The organism is Thermoanaerobacter siderophilus SR4 (genome assembly GCF_000262445.1).
In the GTDB taxonomy this organism is placed as follows: domain Bacteria; phylum Bacillota; class Thermoanaerobacteria; order Thermoanaerobacterales; family Thermoanaerobacteraceae; genus Thermoanaerobacter; species Thermoanaerobacter ethanolicus.
This window is the reverse complement of sequence record NZ_CM001486.1, coordinates 1,701,718-1,720,403: the sequence shown is the minus strand read 5'-3', so window position 1 is coordinate 1,720,403 and position 18,686 is coordinate 1,701,718. Positions and strand designations below refer to the sequence as shown.

At 35.1% G+C, this 18,686-nt stretch carries 16 protein-coding genes and 3 pseudogenes; 5 read left to right on the top strand and 14 right to left on the bottom strand.

The genetic code is table 11. From position 1 onward, the window contains the following. The 3 genes and pseudogenes from THESIDRAFT1_RS08430 to THESIDRAFT1_RS08425 form a co-directional block, all read right to left on the bottom strand. A pseudogene (locus THESIDRAFT1_RS08430) lies at window positions 1–335 on the bottom strand (AAA family ATPase); the annotation flags it as partial. 300 nt (window positions 336–635) lie between these two features. Then, window positions 636–791 carry a hypothetical protein gene (locus THESIDRAFT1_RS13405; RefSeq protein WP_003870603.1) on the bottom strand — a complete coding sequence of 52 codons (156 nt, stop codon included), beginning with the start codon at window positions 789–791 and terminating at the stop codon, window positions 636–638. A gap of 88 nt (window positions 792–879) precedes the next feature. Beyond that, window positions 880–3,366: pseudogene (locus THESIDRAFT1_RS08425) on the bottom strand (O-antigen ligase family protein). A gap of 197 nt (window positions 3,367–3,563) precedes the next feature. Here THESIDRAFT1_RS08425 and THESIDRAFT1_RS08420 point away from each other — a divergent pair. The 5 genes and pseudogenes from THESIDRAFT1_RS08420 to THESIDRAFT1_RS08400 all read left to right on the top strand — a co-directional run bounded on the left by THESIDRAFT1_RS08420 (window position 3,564) and on the right by THESIDRAFT1_RS08400 (window position 8,811). Then, complete coding sequence (locus THESIDRAFT1_RS08420) at window positions 3,564–4,574, top strand: ABC transporter substrate-binding protein (protein WP_006570101.1); 1,011 nt, start codon at window positions 3,564–3,566, stop codon at window positions 4,572–4,574. Window positions 4,575–4,663: 89 nt separating this feature from the next. Then, window positions 4,664–5,410 carry an ABC transporter ATP-binding protein gene (locus THESIDRAFT1_RS08415; protein WP_006570100.1) on the top strand — a complete coding sequence of 249 codons (747 nt, stop codon included), beginning with the start codon at window positions 4,664–4,666 and terminating at the stop codon, window positions 5,408–5,410. Next, complete coding sequence (locus THESIDRAFT1_RS08410) at window positions 5,403–6,215, top strand: ABC transporter permease (protein WP_006570099.1); 813 nt, start codon at window positions 5,403–5,405, stop codon at window positions 6,213–6,215. The genes THESIDRAFT1_RS08415 and THESIDRAFT1_RS08410 overlap by 8 nt, the downstream gene beginning before the upstream one ends. A 71-nt stretch (window positions 6,216–6,286) precedes the next feature. Continuing rightward, a pseudogene (locus THESIDRAFT1_RS08405) lies at window positions 6,287–7,917 on the top strand (NAD+ synthase). A 30-nt stretch (window positions 7,918–7,947) separates the two neighbouring features. Next, window positions 7,948–8,811 (top strand): DMT family transporter, encoded by an 864-nt coding sequence (locus tag THESIDRAFT1_RS08400; RefSeq protein ID WP_006570097.1) that lies wholly within the window; start codon window positions 7,948–7,950, stop codon window positions 8,809–8,811. Between the two features lie 49 nt (window positions 8,812–8,860). Here THESIDRAFT1_RS08400 and THESIDRAFT1_RS08395 read toward each other — a convergent pair whose 3' ends face one another. From THESIDRAFT1_RS08395 to lon, 11 genes are all read right to left on the bottom strand, one after another. After that, complete coding sequence (locus THESIDRAFT1_RS08395) at window positions 8,861–9,274, bottom strand: F0F1 ATP synthase subunit epsilon (RefSeq protein WP_004397392.1); 414 nt, start codon at window positions 9,272–9,274, stop codon at window positions 8,861–8,863. Window positions 9,275–9,284: 10 nt separating this feature from the next. Beyond that, window positions 9,285–10,670 carry a F0F1 ATP synthase subunit beta gene (atpD, locus tag THESIDRAFT1_RS08390; RefSeq protein ID WP_003870594.1) on the bottom strand — a complete coding sequence of 462 codons (1,386 nt, stop codon included), beginning with the start codon at window positions 10,668–10,670 and terminating at the stop codon, window positions 9,285–9,287. A gap of 14 nt (window positions 10,671–10,684) precedes the next feature. Beyond that, entirely contained in the window at window positions 10,685–11,566 is an 882-nt protein-coding gene (gene atpG / locus THESIDRAFT1_RS08385) for an ATP synthase F1 subunit gamma (protein ID WP_006570096.1), read from the bottom strand. Then, window positions 11,566–13,086, bottom strand: a complete 1,521-nt coding sequence (gene atpA, locus THESIDRAFT1_RS08380) for a F0F1 ATP synthase subunit alpha (RefSeq protein ID WP_006570095.1) — start codon at window positions 13,084–13,086, stop codon at window positions 11,566–11,568. The genes atpG and atpA overlap by 1 nt, the downstream gene beginning before the upstream one ends. A gap of 25 nt (window positions 13,087–13,111) precedes the next feature. After that, entirely contained in the window at window positions 13,112–13,645 is a 534-nt protein-coding gene (gene atpH, locus THESIDRAFT1_RS08375) for an ATP synthase F1 subunit delta (RefSeq protein ID WP_003870591.1), read from the bottom strand. Next, window positions 13,633–14,124: a F0F1 ATP synthase subunit B gene (gene atpF / locus THESIDRAFT1_RS08370; RefSeq protein ID WP_019907458.1), complete on the bottom strand. Its 492-nt coding sequence runs from the start codon at window positions 14,122–14,124 to the stop codon at window positions 13,633–13,635. The genes atpH and atpF overlap by 13 nt, the downstream gene beginning before the upstream one ends. A gap of 37 nt (window positions 14,125–14,161) precedes the next feature. After that, window positions 14,162–14,383 carry an ATP synthase F0 subunit C gene (gene atpE, locus THESIDRAFT1_RS08365; RefSeq protein WP_003870589.1) on the bottom strand — a complete coding sequence of 74 codons (222 nt, stop codon included), beginning with the start codon at window positions 14,381–14,383 and terminating at the stop codon, window positions 14,162–14,164. A 68-nt stretch (window positions 14,384–14,451) separates the two neighbouring features. Continuing rightward, entirely contained in the window at window positions 14,452–15,105 is a 654-nt protein-coding gene (locus THESIDRAFT1_RS08360) for a F0F1 ATP synthase subunit A (RefSeq protein WP_004397403.1), read from the bottom strand. Window positions 15,106–15,220: 115 nt separating this feature from the next. Beyond that, window positions 15,221–15,583, bottom strand: a complete 363-nt coding sequence (locus THESIDRAFT1_RS08355; protein ID WP_003870587.1) for a Na-translocating system protein MpsC family protein — start codon at window positions 15,581–15,583, stop codon at window positions 15,221–15,223. Window positions 15,584–15,754: 171 nt separating this feature from the next. Further along, on the bottom strand, window positions 15,755–16,339 hold the full coding sequence (gene yihA / locus THESIDRAFT1_RS08350) for a ribosome biogenesis GTP-binding protein YihA/YsxC (protein WP_006570094.1): 585 nt from the start codon (window positions 16,337–16,339) through the stop codon (window positions 15,755–15,757). After that, the gene (gene lon / locus THESIDRAFT1_RS08345) at window positions 16,329–18,665 is read right to left on the bottom strand and encodes an endopeptidase La (RefSeq protein ID WP_006570093.1); all 2,337 of its coding nucleotides are present in this window, start codon (window positions 18,663–18,665) and stop codon (window positions 16,329–16,331) included. Before lon ends, yihA begins: the two co-directional genes overlap by 11 nt. Between the last annotated feature and the right edge of the window lie 21 nt (window positions 18,666–18,686).

Below are 18,686 nucleotides of genomic sequence, written 5' to 3'. Positions count from 1 at the left end.
TAACAAAAAGGACTCTTTTAGTTGGTCTTTGTTTTCTGTGTTTAGGCCTGAAAATTCAGTTTGAGTATCATATAACCGTTCTTTAGCTTTGTTGGATTCTTCCCTATATATAAGTCGCCAAATAGTTTCTCAAAGTCTTTCTCATTGTTTATGTCATAATAGTTCTCTAATGTAGAAAGAAAGAGACTTTTCCCAAACCTCCTCGGCCTTATGAAAAACAGGTATTTGCTATTTAAGTTCTCTATCTTCTCTATATACATCGTTTTGTCTACATAAAGGTATCCTTCTTCTCTCATCGCTCTGAAATTGGACATCCCATAGGGTATTTTCTTCATCTCTACACCCTCCTACCTTTCTTTTTTAATACTTTTTTGCATTTTTTGTATTCCTTTATGCATGAGATTCTTCGGCTTCACCTCAGAATGACAGAAGACAAAGATTCTTCGGAGACCATTCACTTCGGCTTAAGGCTTCGTTTCACTTCGGCTCAGGATTTACTGCTACACTTTACAAAAAAAGACACACTTTATAGTGTATCTCGATGTCTACAAATTTACTACTGCTCTCTTTAAAAGCTGTCTTTCCAGCTTTACTTCCTGTGATTTTTGGTTTAATTCGGTAATCTTTTTATCATGCTAATCTAGTGTTTTCTCTAACTTCATCTTTATTTTTGTAATAGCTTCATCAAATCTTTCTTCAAATCCATCCAATCTTTTTTCAAAGTTGTCAAACCTTTTTTCAAAACTATTAAATTTGTCAACAATAAAATTCACAAAATCTTCATTTGTCATTTCATGGCCCCCATATAAAAACCATTTACTAGCTTCATCATACCATTCCTTTTATGGTAAATCAAGATAAAAAAAGAGAGATACACTTTTAATGTATCTCTTGAAGCGTCTTTTGGGATTCTTCCATTATCTGTTTGGTCATTTCAGTCATAGGCTTTGGCTCTAATGATTTGGAATTTGCTTTGTCAAACATTTTTTGTACATCTACCGCTTTTTGCAAAAATTCTTTTGCCTTTTCTTTATCTCCATTGTTTAAATAATACATACCAACTTTGTTATAAGCATCAGCTAATTGCTGGTAATTTTCTGGCCTCAATGGTTGTACTTCTACCGCCTTTAATACATATTTAAGGCCAAGGTCAATTTGTCCATGAGCAAGATAGAAAGCTCCCAGTTGGGCATTAAGTTGAGAATTAAAAGGCTCTAATTGCACGGCTTTTTCTTCCTCAAACATCGCTTTTTGAAGCTTTGCAGCATCCTTTAACTGGTCACCAAGGGCGGTGAGAATTTGCCCGTATGTCATTCTGTATTTTGCGTTCCACGGGTCATAGGATACTGCTTTTTCATAATTTTGTTCCGCCAAAATAAGATTTTGTTGTCTCAAAAAGTTATCCCCTTTTACGGCATAACTTAACGCTACTGACATAGAAGTAGACATAAACATTACAACAAAGGCTACAACTATCGCTAAATAGTTTAAGTAAATTTTTTTGTTTTTACTTTAACTTTTAGTATGTCCAAAGAATTTATTACACCAATTAACGCCCAAAGTGCAATAGATACTGCAGAAAGCGACAGGTCAAAATCCATTGCAGCATGAGCGTAAAGACTTACTATTGCTGTTATAACAGCAGAAATTAATATTCTGTCTTTTTCCTCCAAATATCCCTTATACACTCTGTACATACCCCTAAATAGTGACAAAAGCAAAAACATTATAGCGATAGCTCCAATAATACCCGTATCTAAAAGTACCTGCATGAAATAGTTATGGGTTTGTGTAGTCCAATACAGATAAGATTGGTATTTAAAATATAGTGATGCCCATGCGCCGCCACCTGCTCCAAATATAGGATAATCTTTGAAAATTTTAAATCCATCTTTATAAAATTGCATCCTCTGTGAACTACTGCGGCTGGTAAGGTCTATATCTTGCACACGTGATGCAATATCCTCTGGCAAGTACTTGTATTTTAACATTATGTTTTGTACTTCATAAGGAGCATTTTTAGGATATATTTGCGCCTTTGTAATAGTAACTGACGTGTTTCGGAAATTATTTACAAATGTTATGGCAAGCCTTTTTGTGTCTTTTAAAGTAGAAAATTCTATTGTTTTTTCTCCTATGAAATTGTCTTTGTCGTAGAATTCTGCAATTTTAGTCGGTTGGTCATTTTCATTTCTGCTGTTTATTATTATGCCGTAAGCCCAATCCTTATTCGAGGGATTTTTGGCTACAACATCGTATTTTAACACATAAACTCTGTCAGGTTCTGCACTCACAAATCTCGTGACGCTTTTTATGCTGTCAGACTCCTCTACATCATGTTTTAAAGTCAAAGGAACTTGCGTCGTAAAAACTATGTATCCTGCTACCAACACAAAAATTCCAATTACAGCAGCAATAGCTATTCCAACTTTCACATTTATTTTATTGACAACACTTACAAAAAAGCTTATTGCGTATGTAACAATTAGTGAAGCAAAAACGCCAATCAAATACCATTTGATTAAATTGAGAACTACACCGCTGGCAACTGCTGAATTAAATTTTACTATAGGCAGTGCTGAAGCAATTAAAACCCCTACAAAATACATAAAAGGTTCTATTCTTTTGCCTCTTGGCATCAAAAACATGAGGATAATGCCAAGGAAAGGAAGCATAAGCCATGCTCCGCGAGATAAGGTAAATACATAGGCGTAAAACTGTGTATAAGCGGTTACGCCGTATATTGCCTTTAAATATTTATTATCAGTATAAGAAATTAAAGCTAAATTGACAAGGAAAAAAGCCATCAAAAATGAAGCTGTTGTATTGGGGTACTGAAAAGTAGAGTTTATCCTGCCTCCTACCCATGAACCGTTGTAATGGATGAGATTAACTGAAGATCCCAGCCCCACAACCGCTACTACAAAAGAGCTTAAAACTAACACATTTAACAGTATAAAAATTTTTTTGTTATCTCTTACAGTCCTACTAACTATGAAATATATAAACAAATAATCAAAATATCTCAAAACTTCCCCTATGCTCGCCCTTATATTTACAGCAAAAAAACTAGAGATTATATACGCCCCTACAAGAGATAAAGCAGCATAGTCTAAGCTAGTACTTATTATGGGTTCTTTTTGCACAATTTTAAAAATAGCCCATATAATAAATACCGCAGAAGTCAATGCAATTGTGGGAAACATTTCTTTTTCAAAGTACATGCCTCTAAAAAAAGGTGGATAAAATACGAGAACTAAAAGCAATATATAAAATATTGTGTCTATGCTTACAAAACTTCTGTATGCTTTTTTTGTTTGTTTTTTTAATGTCTTGCCCTTTTTTTACAGCTACTTTTTGTGCCATTTTCAATCCCCTTTTCTTGTAGCATTTTAATCCATTAAGACCACAGTATATACATATTCGACAAAAATTTCACTTTTCCTTCTTTTTATCAAACTATCAATTACAAATTTAAAATCACAAAAACGCACAATTTGCGTCAATCACACATTTTAATTGAAAGAATATAATAAAGTGAAAATAGAAAAAGGAGGATGGGTATGAGGCTTAAGTACTTAATTGTATTCCTGTTAGTATTAGCCCTTACAGTTTCTTTATTTGCAGGGTGTACAAATAAAAGTCAAAAACTTACAAAAATTAATTTTGTAGAAACAGTCCATTCTATTTTTTACGCTCCCTATTACGTAGCTGTAAGCCAAGGCTTTTTCAAAGAACAGGGGCTGGAACTCGTCATTACAACTGCTCAAGGGTCAGATAAAGCTGCAACGGCCGTTTTATCTGGCACAGCAGACATAGGACTTCAAGGACCCGAAACCACTGTATACGTACTTAAAGAAGGTAGAGATGATTATCTTGTAAACTTTGGGCAGCTCACAAGAAAAGATGGGTCTTTCCTTTTGGGGAAAAAGCCTGAACCGGACTTTAAATGGGAAAATTTAAGAGGTAAAAAGGTAATAGGTGGAAGGCCTGGCGGGATGCCTCAAATGACACTGGAATACATTTTAAAAGAACACGGCATAAATCCAAAAACAGATTTAACCCTTATCACCAATCTTCAATTTACAGCCGCAGCGGGAGCTTTTATGTCTTCCGATGCTGATTACGTGGCGTTATTTGAACCTACAGCTTCCCTAGTTGAAAAACAAAAAGGTGGATACATTGTAGCATCAGTTGGCGCTTCCAGTCATGAAGTTCCTTATACGACTTTTAATGCAAGAAAAAGCTATATTGAAAAACATCCCGATATAATACAGCGTTTTGTAAATGCAGTGTATAAAGGAATGCTGTGGGTGGAATCTCATTCTCCTAAAGAAGTAGCGGAAGCAATTAAGCCTTTCTTCCCAGATGCTGATGTAGACCTTATGGCGACAGCAATTGAAAGGTACAAAAATCAAAACACCTGGGGCACTACTCTAAAAATGAAAGTTGAGGACTTTGATTTTCTACAAAATATACTTTTAGATGCAGGTGTAATAAAAGAAAAGGTGGACTCACATCCTCTAATCAACAACACTTTCGCTGAAAAAGCTGAAAAAATGATCAAAAAGTAAAGTTTTAAATTGTGCTCAATATGTCCCTCCCATATTGAGCACAATTCCCCTTTTATTAACTGACTTTTCACATAGAAGGGAGTGCTTTTATGAATAAAATAATGGTAAGCCTCAAAGATGTATCCTTTAATTATCACACTTTAGACGGTGAAACAGAAGCTTTAAAAAATATTTCTTTTGATGTGTACGAAGGAGAATTTGTAGGGATTATAGGCCCTTCTGGTTGTGGCAAATCTACTCTTCTTTCTATTATTTCTGGTCTTTTAAAGCCTTCTTACGGAAGTGTAGAGGTAAATGGAAAAATAGGCTATATGCTCCAAAAAGACCACCTTTTTGAATGGCGAAATATATGGCAAAATGCGCTACTTGGACTTGAAATACAAAAAAGTCTAACAGAAGAGTCTAAAAAATACGTAGAAGGTTTGCTTGTAAAATACGGCCTCGGCGAGTTTAAAAACCATTATCCTAATCAATTGTCAGGTGGGATGCGACAAAGAGCCGCTCTCATAAGGACATTGGCTTTAAAACCAGACATACTTTTACTAGATGAGGCCTTTTCTGCTTTAGACTACCAAACAAGACTTGCTATATCCGATGAAGTGTATAAAATTCTTAAATATGAGCAAAAAACTGCGGTCATAGTAACTCACGATATCTCAGAGGCAATTTCTATGTGTGACAGAATTGTAGTGCTATCAAATAGGCCTGCCCATGTAAAAAAGATTTATGACATTGTCTTAACCTGTGAAGATCGAACTCCCATAGGCTGCAGAAAAGCTCCTGAGTTTAGAGAATATTTTAATTCTATTTGGAAGGAGTTGGATGTCCATGTATGAAGCAGCAACCCCTTATATTTCAAAGGAGCACAGGGAATTTTTAAAAAAAGTTAAGAGAAAAAATGTATTGATACGAGTCACCCAATTTGCATTATTAATCCTCTTTTTCGCTACATGGGAAATTGTCGCAAGGTATAAAATTGTAGACCCTTTTTTGGTCAGCCAGCCTTCAAGAATGTTAAAAACTATGATGACTTTAAGCCAGAATGGTTCTCTTTTTATGCACATATGGGTTACTTTGAGTGAAACGATAATAGGTTTTACTCTTGGCACAATAATTGGCATGATAATCGCTATACTTTTGTGGTGGTCAGATTTTTTGTCAAAAGTTGCAGAACCTTATTTGGTTGTACTTAATAGCCTCCCTAAAATTGCATTGGGTCCTATATTTATAGTTTGGATGGGAAATGGAGAAGCTCCAATAATTACAATGGCTCTTGCTATTTCATTGATAGTAACTATAATCAGCTTGCAAACGGGTTTTAAAGAAGTTGACGAAGAAAAAATAAAACTTTTAAAGACTTTTGGTGCCACAAAAATGCAAATACTTACAAAATGTATTCTTCCCGCCAGTGTCCCAACGATTATTTCCGCCATAAAAATAAACATCGGACTTTCCTGGGTGGGAGTAATTACAGGAGAATTCTTAGTTTCTAAAGCAGGTTTGGGATATTTGATTGTCTACGGCGGTCAAATTTTTAAGTTAGATTTGGTAATGACAAGTGTCCTGATACTCTCAATACTTTCTGCCTTGATGTACATTTTTATAGTGTATCTTGAAAAAAAGCTGATAAGGTGGAGATAGAAAACAGTGTTTTTTGTCTTTTTATGTGCTAAAATATGTATTGTAGTACTATAAATGCGGGGTGAAAACTAATGAAAATTGCATTAGCACAAATAAATCCAGTTGTAGGAGATATAAAAGGAAACTTTAAAAAGATAGTAGAGTTTATAAATACAGCAAAATACCAAAAAGCTGACCTTGTGGTGTTCCCTGAATTGTCTACTGTAGGTTATCCTCCTAAAGACTTTTTGTTTATGCAAGATTTTTTAGAAGCCAATGAAAAATATATAAATGAAATAGTCTTGCCCGCTACTTATCAAATCGGAGTAATACTTGGTACTGTAAGGCAAGACACAGAAGGCAATCTTTACAATTCTGCTTTTTTTATTTATGACGGTAAAATAGTCGAGGTTTTTGATAAGACTTTATTTCCAAACTATGACGTATTTGATGAAAAAAGGTATTTCAAACCAGCACAAATAAGAAAGGTAGCTTCTTTTAAAGGGATAAAATTAGGAGTTAATATATGTGAAGACATATGGAAAGATTATGTTTTTGAGCCAAATGTAGATTATTCTGTTGATGTTTTAGAAGAACAATTTAAGCTAAAACCTGATATTTTTATAAATATTTCAGCATCTCCTTACTACTTGGGTAAGCAAAATATGAGAGTAGAAATGATAGAGAAAAAATAAAAAAGTACGCAATTCCTTTTGTTTACGTGAATCAAGTTGGTGCAAATGATGAATTGATATTTGACGGTTCTAGCTTTGTAGTAAATGAAGAAGGCAAAAGAGTTGTGCAGCTTAAAGCTTTTGAGGAAGACATTAAAATTGTCGATATGGAAGAGCTTAAAAATTTTAAAGAGTTACCTGAGATAAAAGAGGATATATCATGGGTATACAATGCTCTCGTAGTTGGTGTAAGAGATTATTGTAAAAAATCAGGTTTTAAAAAGGCAGTAGTAGGCTTAAGCGGAGGAATAGATTCTGCAGTAGTTTGTGCCATTGCAGTAGAAGCTTTAGGAAAAGAAAATGTTCTTGCAGTTTCAATGCCTTCAAGATATTCCTCTGAAGGAAGTAAAACTGATGCAAGAATACTGGCTGAAAATTTGGGAGTTGAATTTAGAGTAATCCCAATAGAGCCTGTGTTCAAAAGTTATTTATCGGTTTTCAATGGGGATAACAGCGTTATAGGTGACCTGGCAGAAGAAAACATACAGGCAAGAATAAGAGGTAATTATTTAATGTTTATATCAAATAGGGAAGGGCACATTGTTTTAACTACCGGAAATAAATCAGAATTGGCAATGGGATATTGCACTCTTTACGGAGATATGAGCGGAAGCCTTGCACCAATTGCAGATGTACCTAAGACAATGGTATACGAGCTTGCGAGGTATATAAACAGAGAAAGAGAAATAATTCCAATTTCTATAATTGAAAAAGTTCCTTCTGCAGAATTAAGACCTAATCAAAAAGATGAAGACTCATTGCCTCCTTACAAGATTTTGGATGAAATATTAAAGATGTATATAGAGGAAAACAGGTCAGCAAAAGAAATAATAGAAAAAGGATATGATGAAAGATTGGTAAAAGATGTTATAAATAAAGTCAACAGAGTAGAGTACAAAAGAAAACAAGCAGCACCTGGACTCAAAGTCACCACCAAAGCCTTTGGAACAGGAAGACGTATGCCAATTGTTCACAACTTTAAACTGTGATTTTTAAATAACTTGTGAGGAGGAGATATTTTGTCAAAACAATTAAAAAGCGACATTGTGCTTATCTTAGTAACTATGGTGTGGGGGTCTACATTTATAATAGTCAAAAACGCTATACAGACACTCCCGGTATACAATTTTCTTTTTATGCGCTTTTTATTGGCTTTTTTGCTTCTGGCAATAATATTCCATAAAAAGTTAAAAAACATTGACAATAAAACATTGGCTGCTGCTTCAATAATTGGCACAATGCTTTTTTTAGGTTATGCCTTTCAGACAATGGGACTTAAATACACTACAGCATCTAAATCAGGGTTTATAACAGGGTTTAGCGTAGTGTTAGTGCCAATTTTAGAAGCAGTGCTTCTTAAAAGAAAGCCTTCAAAACCTGCAATTTTAGGAATTTTACTCGCTTTTATAGGACTCATACTGCTCACTACAAATATTGACTTATCTATTAACATAGGTGATTTTTTGACACTTTTGTGTGCCTTTGCTTTTGGAATGCAGATTGTTTTGATAGCAAAATACGCTTCTACTTTAGATACTTATTTACTTGCTACTATTCAAATCGGAGTAGTTGCTGTTTTAAGCGGAATTGTGAGTTTAATATTTGAAAAGCCTTTTATACCCACTTCTCTTGATGTATGGCCAGCTATAATAATAACAGGGGTATTCGCAACTGCTTTTGCATATGTTGCCCAAAACACAATGCAAGCCTACACTACTGCCACTCATACAGCTTTGATATTCGCACTGGAGCCAGTTTTCGCTGCAATAGCTGCTTTTTTAATTGCCGGAGAAGTGATGTCTTTTAGAGCAATAATAGGCGGAATTTTTATGTTTGCAGGTATAGTGCTTTCCGAACTGCCTGAAAAGGAAGTGAGTAAATAATAAAAAACTTCCTACTGCTTTTAAAAATCATCAGTAGGAAGTTTTATTTTTACATTTTTTGATATTTGCTAGCAATTTGCAATCTCATCAAAGCCCTCTTTAAGGCTGCTTCTGCCAAAAGATGTTCCTGTTTGCTTCTTTTTTGCCTAAGTTTTTCTTCTGCTCTTTCTTTGGCTGCTTGAGCACGAGCTATATCAATTTCTTCGGGCCATTCTACTGCACTGGACAAGATTGTCACACTGTCTCTTTTGACTTCCATAAAGCCGCCGGAAATAAATGCCTCTCTCCACTGTCCGTCTTTTTTTATCTGTAAAGTACCTGTACCTACGGCTGCTGTCATGGGGATGTGGCCTTTTAAAATACCTATTTGACCTGTGGTTATGGTCACTATTATTTCTTCCACATCCCCTTCGTAAAATTTTCTATGAGGAGTTAAAACCTCGAGGTGAAAATTTTTATCCATTCTTTTCACCTCATTTCATTTTTTCAGCTTTCTCGTAGACTTCGTCTATGTTTCCTACCATGTAGAAAGCAGCCTCTGGGATATCGTCCATTTCTCCCTCTACAATTTTCTTAAATCCTCTTATCGTCTCTTTCAGCGGCACATATTTGCCAGGTGTTCCAGTAAAAGTTTCTGCTACAAAGAAAGGCTGTGATAAAAACCTCTGTATCTTTCTTGCTCTGTAAACTATGAGTTTATCTTCCTCTGTAAGCTCTTCCATACCCAATATAGCAATTATATCCTGCAGTTCTTTATACCTCTGCAAAATCTCTTGCACTTTTCTCGCAACATAATAGTGTTCTTCTCCTACTATATGAGGTTCCAATATACGTGAAGTAGAATCTAAAGGATCTACTGCAGGATAAATTCCCATTTCTGCAATACTTCTTGACAAAACTGTTGTAGCATCTAAGTGGGTAAAAGTTGTAGCTGGTGCTGGGTCAGTTAAGTCATCAGCAGGTACGTAAACAGCCTGAACTGAGGTAATAGACCCTTTCTTTGTAGAAGTAATCCTTTCTTGTAAAAGGCCTAAGTCTGTAGCCAATGTAGGTTGATATCCAACGGCAGAGGGCATTCTTCCTAAAAGAGCTGAAACTTCTGAACCAGCTTGGACAAACCTGAATATATTGTCTATGAATAAAAGAACGTCTTGGTGCTCTTCATCTCTAAAATATTCTGCCATTGTAAGCCCTGCAAGACCTACTCTCATTCTGGCTCCCGGCGGCTCATTCATTTGTCCAAATACAAAAGCAGTTTTGTCTATAACCCCTGATTCATGCATTTCATGCCACAATTCGTTTCCTTCACGAGACCTTTCACCAACACCGGTGAAAATTGAGTAACCACCATGCTCTATGGCAACGTTGCGTATTAGCTCCATTATTAAGACAGTTTTGCCAACACCTGCACCACCAAAAAGCCCTATTTTACCGCCTTTTGGATAAGGAGTAAGTAAGTCTATTACTTTAATACCCGTCTCCAAAATTTCAGTAGCAGGGCTTTGTTCTTCAAAAGGCGGTGCTTTTCTGTGAATTGACATGTACTTCACATCTTTGACTTCTCCTAACTCATCTATAGGCTGCCCCAATACATTAAACATTCTGCCTAAAGTCCCTTTTCCAACAGGAACCATTATAGGGCTGCCTGTATCTATACATTCCATACCTCTTTTTAAGCCATCTGTTGAAGCCATTGCAACACATCTTACTACATTGTCTCCTATATGCTGAGATACTTCTACAACTAATTCTCTGTCTTCCATAGGTATTTTTATGGCGTTGTTTATAGGAGGAAGTTCCCCTTCAAATCTTATATCAACAACAGGACCAATGACCTGTGTAATATACCCCTTCTTCAATTTATCATCTCCTTTTATACAGATGCCCCTGCGACTATTTCTGATATTTCCTGAGTAATAGAAGCCTGCCTGAGTTTATTATACTCTAAAGTAAGTCTGTTTATCATTTTATCGGCATTTGACGTTGCTCCATCCATTGCAATCATCCTTGCAAAATGCTCTGAAGCAAAAGCTTGAACAAGTATACTGTATATGAGACCTTTGAGATACTCAGGAACAAGCACATCAAAAACTTCTGAAGCAGAAGGCTCGTATATCATGTCACTGTCAATTACTACTTCATTCTTTTCAGCTTCTTCTCCTTCATTGGCTAACGCCATAAAGTTGTCAATGTCTAAAGGTAAAAGTCTTAAAACCCTTACCTTTTGTACAAGTCCTTGCATTTCAGTATAAACAATAGATATTTCATCTGTCAGCCCTCTATTGTAAGCATTTAATATGACATCGCTAATTTCTCCTGCTATGGCTGTAGTTGGATTTTGAGCGGTGTATAAAAATTCAATGTCTACATTATAACCTTTTTTGATAAAATAACGTCTTCCAACCTCTCCTATCACCATTAAATTTACATTTTCTTTGCCGATAAGTTCTTCAGCTTTTTTTATAACATTGTGATTGTAAGCGCCGCAAAGGCCTTTGTCACCAGTTACAACTATTAAAGATTTTTTCTTCTCACTTTTATCATCTTTTTTCTCAAGATATCGTGAAGTAACTTCTCCAGTGTGAAGTAATATATCTTTCATAGCTACTTGAATTTTATGATAATAAGGTCTCACATTGTCTAACATGACCTTTGCTTTTTGAAATTTTGAAGCCGATATTAAATACATCGCTCTTGTAATTTTGCGAGTTTCTCTTACACTTTTAATCCGCAACGCTATATCTCGCTTTCCCATTAATTATCACCCTTTGCGGCGTACTTTTCCTTATACTCTACAATTGCAGCTTTTAATTTTTCTTCTGCCTCGGAAGTTAAATCTTTTGTCTCTCTTATAGATTGTTTTATTTCCGGATAATTTGAATCCAAAAATTCTAAGAGCCCTTTTACAAAAGGTCTCACCTGCTCTACTTCAATATCAGCAACATATCTGTTCATTACTGTGTATATAGCTATTACTTGGTCCTCTACAGGCATAGGTTGGTATTGAGGCTGTTTAGTAATTTCAACAATTCTTTCCCCTTGTCTTAAAACTTCAAGTGTTGCTTTATCCAAATCCGAACCAAATCTAGCAAAAACTTGTAGCTCTCTATACTGGGAAAGTTCCAATCTTAATCGGCCAGCTACTTTTTTCATGGCCTTTATTTGTGCGGCACCGCCAACACGGGATACAGATAGACCCACATTTATAGCTGGTCTTATTCCTGAATAGAAAAGCTCTGACTCAAGGTATATTTGTCCATCTGTGATTGAAATTACATTTGTAGGAATGTATGCAGATATATCTCCCGCCAATGTCTCAACAATTGGGAGTGCCGTCAACGAACCTCCCCCGTATTCATCTGCAAGCCTTGCAGAACGTTCAAGAAGTCTTGAATGAAGGTAAAATACATCGCCAGGGTATGCTTCTCTTCCAGGTGGTCTTCTCAAAAGCAAGGATATAGTTCTATAAGCAATAGCATGCTTTGAAAGGTCATCATAAACTACAAGTACATCTTTGCCTTGATACATAAAATGTTCTCCCATAGCGCAACCTGCATACGGAGCAATATACTGAAGTGCAGCTGAATCACTGGCAGTTGATGCGACAACTGTTGTATATTCCATAGCCCCATACTTTTCTAACATGTTTACAATTCCTGCAACAGTTGAAGCCTTTTGTCCTATAGCTACATATATACAATATACTCCTTTGTCTTTTTGATTTATTATAGTATCTATAGCAATAGCAGTTTTACCTGTTTGCCTATCTCCAATTATTAATTCTCTCTGCCCTCTTCCTATAGGGATCATAGAATCTATAGCTAAAATACCTGTCTGTAAAGGTGTATCCACAGATTTCCTTCTTACTATTGGTGGAGCGGGATATTCAATGGGGCGTTTTGCTTCATAGTTTATTGGTCCTTTACCATCAATGGGCTCCCCTAAAGGATTTACTACTCTTCCTAACATTTCTTTTCCTACAGGCACTTCCATGATTCTGCCTGTTCTTTTTACTATATCCCCTTCTTTAACTTTTTCGGGGTCTCCAAGGACAACAACACCTACGGTATCTTCTTCAAGATTTAAGACCATTCCAACGACTCCACTTTCAAACTCCACCATTTCTCCGTAAATAGCATTGTCAAGGCCATAAATCCTCGCTATTCCATCACCTGATTGGATGACGTGTCCAATTTCCTGAGTTTCAAGGTTAAAATCGAAATTTTTTATTTTTTCTTCTATAACTGAGCTTATTTCTTCAGGTCTTATGCTCATACTCTTTCACCTTCTTAAATTCATTTTACACAGCTTGTTGCATATTTTTTAGAAGTGCAGTAAGTCTTGCTTTGACTGAACCATCGATTATTGTATTCCCAATAATAAGTTTTAAACCGCCTAATATGCTTTTATCTACTATTGGTTCGATATTGATGTGTTTTTCTAACTTTTTCTCTAATTTTTCTTGAAGCTTTTGCAATACTTCTTCTTTTAGTGGATATGCAGAAACGACTTTTACATCTGTAATATTAAAATACTCTTTGTATAGCTTTTTAAACTCCTTTCCAATGTCTTCAATTAGATCTTCTCTATGTTTTGATATTATTATTTTGATAAAATTGATAACTTCTTTATCGGTATCCTTTAAAATCTGCTCCACAAATTCTATTTTCTTTGTTTTATCAATACTTTTATTCTTAAAAATCCGCTTTACTTTATCCACTTGAAGAATTTCAATTGCTTTATTTAACTCCTCATAATACTCTTTCACTTTATTTTGCTGCTTCGCAACATCAAAAAAGGCATAAGCGTATCTCTTCGCAATTATTTGTGCCATGATGCCCCCGCCTCCTCGATAACCTCATTGATGAGGTCTTCGTCAGCAACAGGTAGCTTTTTCTCCAGCACACGGGAAGCGGCATCTATGACTAATTGCGATATCTCTGTCCTTAAATCATGCATAGCTTTGATTTTCTCTAACATTGCCTCTTCTTTTGCCTTTTCTATTATATTTTCTGCCTCTTTATTGGCATTTTCTATAATTTTGTTTGCTTTGTCTTCTGCTGCCTTTTGTGCCTTCTCAATAATAGCTTTTCCTTCATTATCAGCATTTTTTAGTATTTCTTCGTACTTAGCTTTTAAATTATGAGCTTCTTGCCTTTCTCTATTTGCTTCTTCTAAGGAGGATTTAATTTTGTTTTCTCTATTTTCAAGAAATTGTGTAACAGGTTTGAATAGAAGCCATTTCAAAATAAAATAAAGAACTAGTAAATTAATTATTGTAAAGATGAAAGTCGATATATTAAAAATGCCCAATTTTTTCCCTTCTTTCATCAGGAAATTTGTCTCAAACTTATGGCTTTAATATTATTATCAGGAATGCCACCAGCAAACCGTAAATAGCTGTTGCCTCTGCAAGCGCGCCTCCCAATAAAAGAAGCTGCATAATTCTTCCACCTGCTTCTGGCTGTCTTGATACAGCTTCAACTGCCTTTCCTGTCGCAAGACCTATACCAATACCTGCACCTATCCCTGTTAATGCAGCAATAGCTGCTCCTATAGCTAATAAATCCATTTAAATCCTCTCCTTTTCTTTTTATTTTTATTAAAATTTTTTAATCATTTCATTATTTTTATTATACATTATTCTATAGCTTCTTCAATATATAACATGGTCAAAAACACAAATACCAACATCTGTAATAATCCATCAAAAAGGTCAAAATATAAACTAAATACTGCAGGAACTACTATTGGCACAGCCCTTTCAATAAGTTCCATTATCGTAACTGCTGCAAATATGTTGCCAAAAAGTCGGGCTGCCAGCGACAAAGGTCTTGTAAATAAATCCAAAACATTGATAAAAAGGTTTATAGGAGACTTAAAAAAGTGCTTTACGTACCCTTTAAGCCCTCTTGCTCTTATGGAAGCTATAATAACAGTAGTAATCGACATAATGGCAAGGGCTGAAGTTGTACTAATATCTTTAGTAGGAGGTGTTAAGCCAAAAATGCTTATAGTGTTGGCTAAAATCAAAAAAGCTGCTACAGTTCCTAAATAAGGAGCATAATCTCTCCAATGCTCTCCTAAAGCACCTTCCACAAATTTATTAAATCCCTCCACCATAAGCTCTACAACATTTTGTGCACCCTCAGGAACTAGTTTCCATCCCTTAGTAACAACAGCAGCACCCAAAATTAGTACAGCCATTATAATCCATTCTACTACTATTGTTTCTGTAATAGGAATACCTCCAAATAGCGGTATGGTAAATACCACTGAAGACCCTATCTCCAATTACCTCACCTCCTCTTATATACCCCCAACATGTATAATTATATACTTATTAAGAAAGATTTTCAATTTAGTATATTTACTTTGTTGTTAAAAATAAGCAATTTGTTACAGTTTTTTACCTACTTCGCAACTCTTCTTCTAGATTTTTGTCTAACACAAATAGATAGACGTATTCTCCTTTTTGAGGATTCATATCCTTATAGATACTTATAACATTACAACCTGTAAGGCGCATTATCATCTCCTTAAACTTGGGTTTTAATATTTCATCCAACAACTCCCTTAATTGTTTTACCAGCCTTTTACCCTCTTCAGTAGATATAATTTGCATCTCCTCATGGCTCAAAGATTTACTAAGCCTTACAATAATCATATCCTCGCAAATTCGGGTTTTTGCTGCCTCTGCACCTCTTCCAATTGCTTCTTTTGTGAGTTTTATCATTTCTTCGTTTATTTTACTTTCTAATACCCCTTTCATTATTTTCTCCCTCCGCACAAATAAAAACAAAAATTTTTATCAATAGTTAATAAAAATTATACCCCTTATAATGTTCTAACACAACAATTTTAATGCTGCTAAATTTTTTATTTCATCAAAAATAATCAAAAATTTAACGATTTTCTCGTGCTTTTTTACAAAATTAAAAATTTATTTTTTTGTCCACTCCTCAAAAATTGATAATACTTGGGATACTCCCATTTTCTTTAAAGAAGAAAAAACTATAATTCTTTCGCTATCAATGTTAAAAGTTTTACAAATGCCTTCTACCGTATTTACTATCTCTGATTTATTGACCTTATCAGCCTTTGTTAATACCACTGTAAAAGGTAACTCTTTATGTCTAAACCAATTTACCATTAAAAAATCGTCTTCTGTAGGAGTTCGACGTATATCTATTAAAAGCAAAGCATGCCGCAGATTCTTAGAAGTATTTAGAAAAGTCTCTATGTTATGTGCCCACTGTTTCTTCATTTCTTTTGAAACTTTTGCATATCCATATCCCGGCAAGTCTACTAAATAAAAGCCATTATTTATCAAATAAAAATTTATGCCCCTAGTTTTTCCAGGTTTAGAACTTGTCTTTGCGAGATTTTTTCTGTTTAATACAGTATTTATCAAAGTGGATTTGCCCACGTTTGACCTTCCTACGATTACTATCTGAGGAAAATTATCTTTAGGATACTGCTCTTCATTAAAGGCAGTACGAACCAGCTCTACAGTTTTAATTTTCATAAATGCCCTCCTTAGACAAGGCATAGTCAAGAACTTCATCAATTTTTTCAACAAATTTAAATTCTAATTTTTTCTTTACGCTTTGAGGAATTTCATCCAAATCTCTTTTATTTTCCAAAGGAAGTATAACCTTGCGTATCCCTGCTCTGTGAGCTGCCAAAACTTTTTCCTTTACTCCTCCTATAGGTAAAACTTTGCCGGTTAAAGTTATTTCTCCTGTCATAGCTACATCTTTTTTTACAGGAACTTTTTTAAGTGCAGACACCATAGCAGTAACCATAGTTATTCCCGCTGAAGGACCATCTTTTGGAATTGCACCTTCAGGCACATGTATATGTATATCGACATTTTTGTAAAAATCTTTATCTATATTCAGTTTCTCGGCATTCGCCCTTATATAGCTAAAACCAGCTTGTGCAGATTCCTTCATCACATCCCCTAATTGCCCTGTGAGATTGAGCTTGCCACTTCCTGGCATTATAGAAGCTTCTACAGTTAAAATTTCTCCTCCTACCCTTGTCCATGCAAGTCCAAAAACTATCCCTACTTCGTCTTTTTGATTTGCTTTATCAGTGCGGTAAATAGGCTTGCCTAAATAAGACTGTAGATTTCTTTTTCCCACTTTTACTACTTGTGCGTTTTCTTCAACTATCTTCTTTATAGCTTTCCTCACAATTTGAGATAAATTCTTTTCTAAGCCTCTTACTCCTGCTTCGCGAGTATATTCTGAAATTATTCCGTAAATAGCAGATTCTTGGATTATTATTTTGTTATCTGGCACCCCATGTTCTTTTAAAATCTTAGGTATTAAATAATCTTTTGCAATGTGAAGTTTTTCTTCTTCAGTATATCCAGAAACATATATAACTTCCATTCTATCTAAAAGAGGTGCCGGTATGGTATCTACCGTATTAGCCGTTGTTATAAACAATACCTTTGAAAGGTCAAAAGGTAAATCAAGATAATGGTCTCTAAAAGTGGAGTTTTGTTCTGGGTCAAGAACTTCAAGCATTGCAGAAGCAGGGTCTCCTCTAAAATCTGAGCTCATTTTATCTATTTCATCCAGTAAAAACACAGGATTTTTTGAACCGGCTATTTTTATGGAATTTATAATACCTCCTGGTATAGCTCCGACGTAGGTACGCCTATGTCCCCTTATTTCTGCTTCATCTCTCACTCCACCAAGGGATAATCTGACAAATTTTCTGTTCATAGCCCGCGCTATAGACCTGCCTAATGAAGTCTTACCAACACCTGGAGGACCTACAAGGCATAAAATAGGACTTTTAATTTTGTTGTAAAAACTTCTAACTGCTAAAAACTCTATTATCCTCTCTTTTACTTTCTTTAAGCCGTAATGGTCCTCATCCAATATTTTTTGTGCTCTTTTTAAATCTAAAATATCTTCTGTTTCGTAATTCCATGGCAAATCCAAAATCCAATCCAAATAAGTTCGCACTACAGAAGCTTCTGCAGAACCAGGCGCCATTTTAGAAAGGCGTTTTAATTCCTCTTTCGCCTTTTTTCTAACCTCTTCGGGTAAATCTTTTTCATTTATTTTCTTTTCATACTCCTCAATCTCTTGGTCAATCTCATCTGTCTCTCCTAATTCAGCTTTTATAGCTTTTAACTGTTCTCTTAAATAATATTCCTTCTGTAATTTGTCAATTTGACTTCTAACTTTGGCATTTATCTCTCTTTCAATGTTTAGTATTTCTAATTCCTTCATTAAAAATCCTAAAAGAGTTTCTAGCCTTTTATTTACATCAAAACACTCCAAGAGCTGCTGACTTTGATTTGTATTTAAAGATATGTGAGCCGCAATCATATCTGCAAGTCTTCCAGGCTCTTCTATGCTTATAACACTGTATAAACTATCTATAGGCAGTCTCGAAGTCATATTTACATATTCTTCAAAAGCAGAAATAACACTTCTCATTAAAGCTTCAAGCTCTGGTGTCTTTTCAATTTCTTTTTGCTCTTCTTTTTCTATAACTTCTACCTCAAAAAATTCATCATCTCTTGTCACTTGCTGAATTTCAGCACGACTTATCCCTTCTACCAAAACTCTTATAAGTTCTCCTGGCAGTTTTAACATTTGTTTGACTTTTGTAATAGTGCCAACTTTGTAGACGTCGTCAATAGAAGGGTCTTCTATCTCAGCTTCTTTTTGCGTTGTAACAAATATCAACTGATTTTTCATAAAAGCTTCTTCCAAAGCCCTAATTGACTTTTCTCTTCCTATATCAAAATGAAGCACCATGTATGGAAAAATAGTTAATCCTCTTAAAGGAATCATTGGCAATATATACTTTTTTTCTGTCATATCTTCACCCTCTTTTATGCA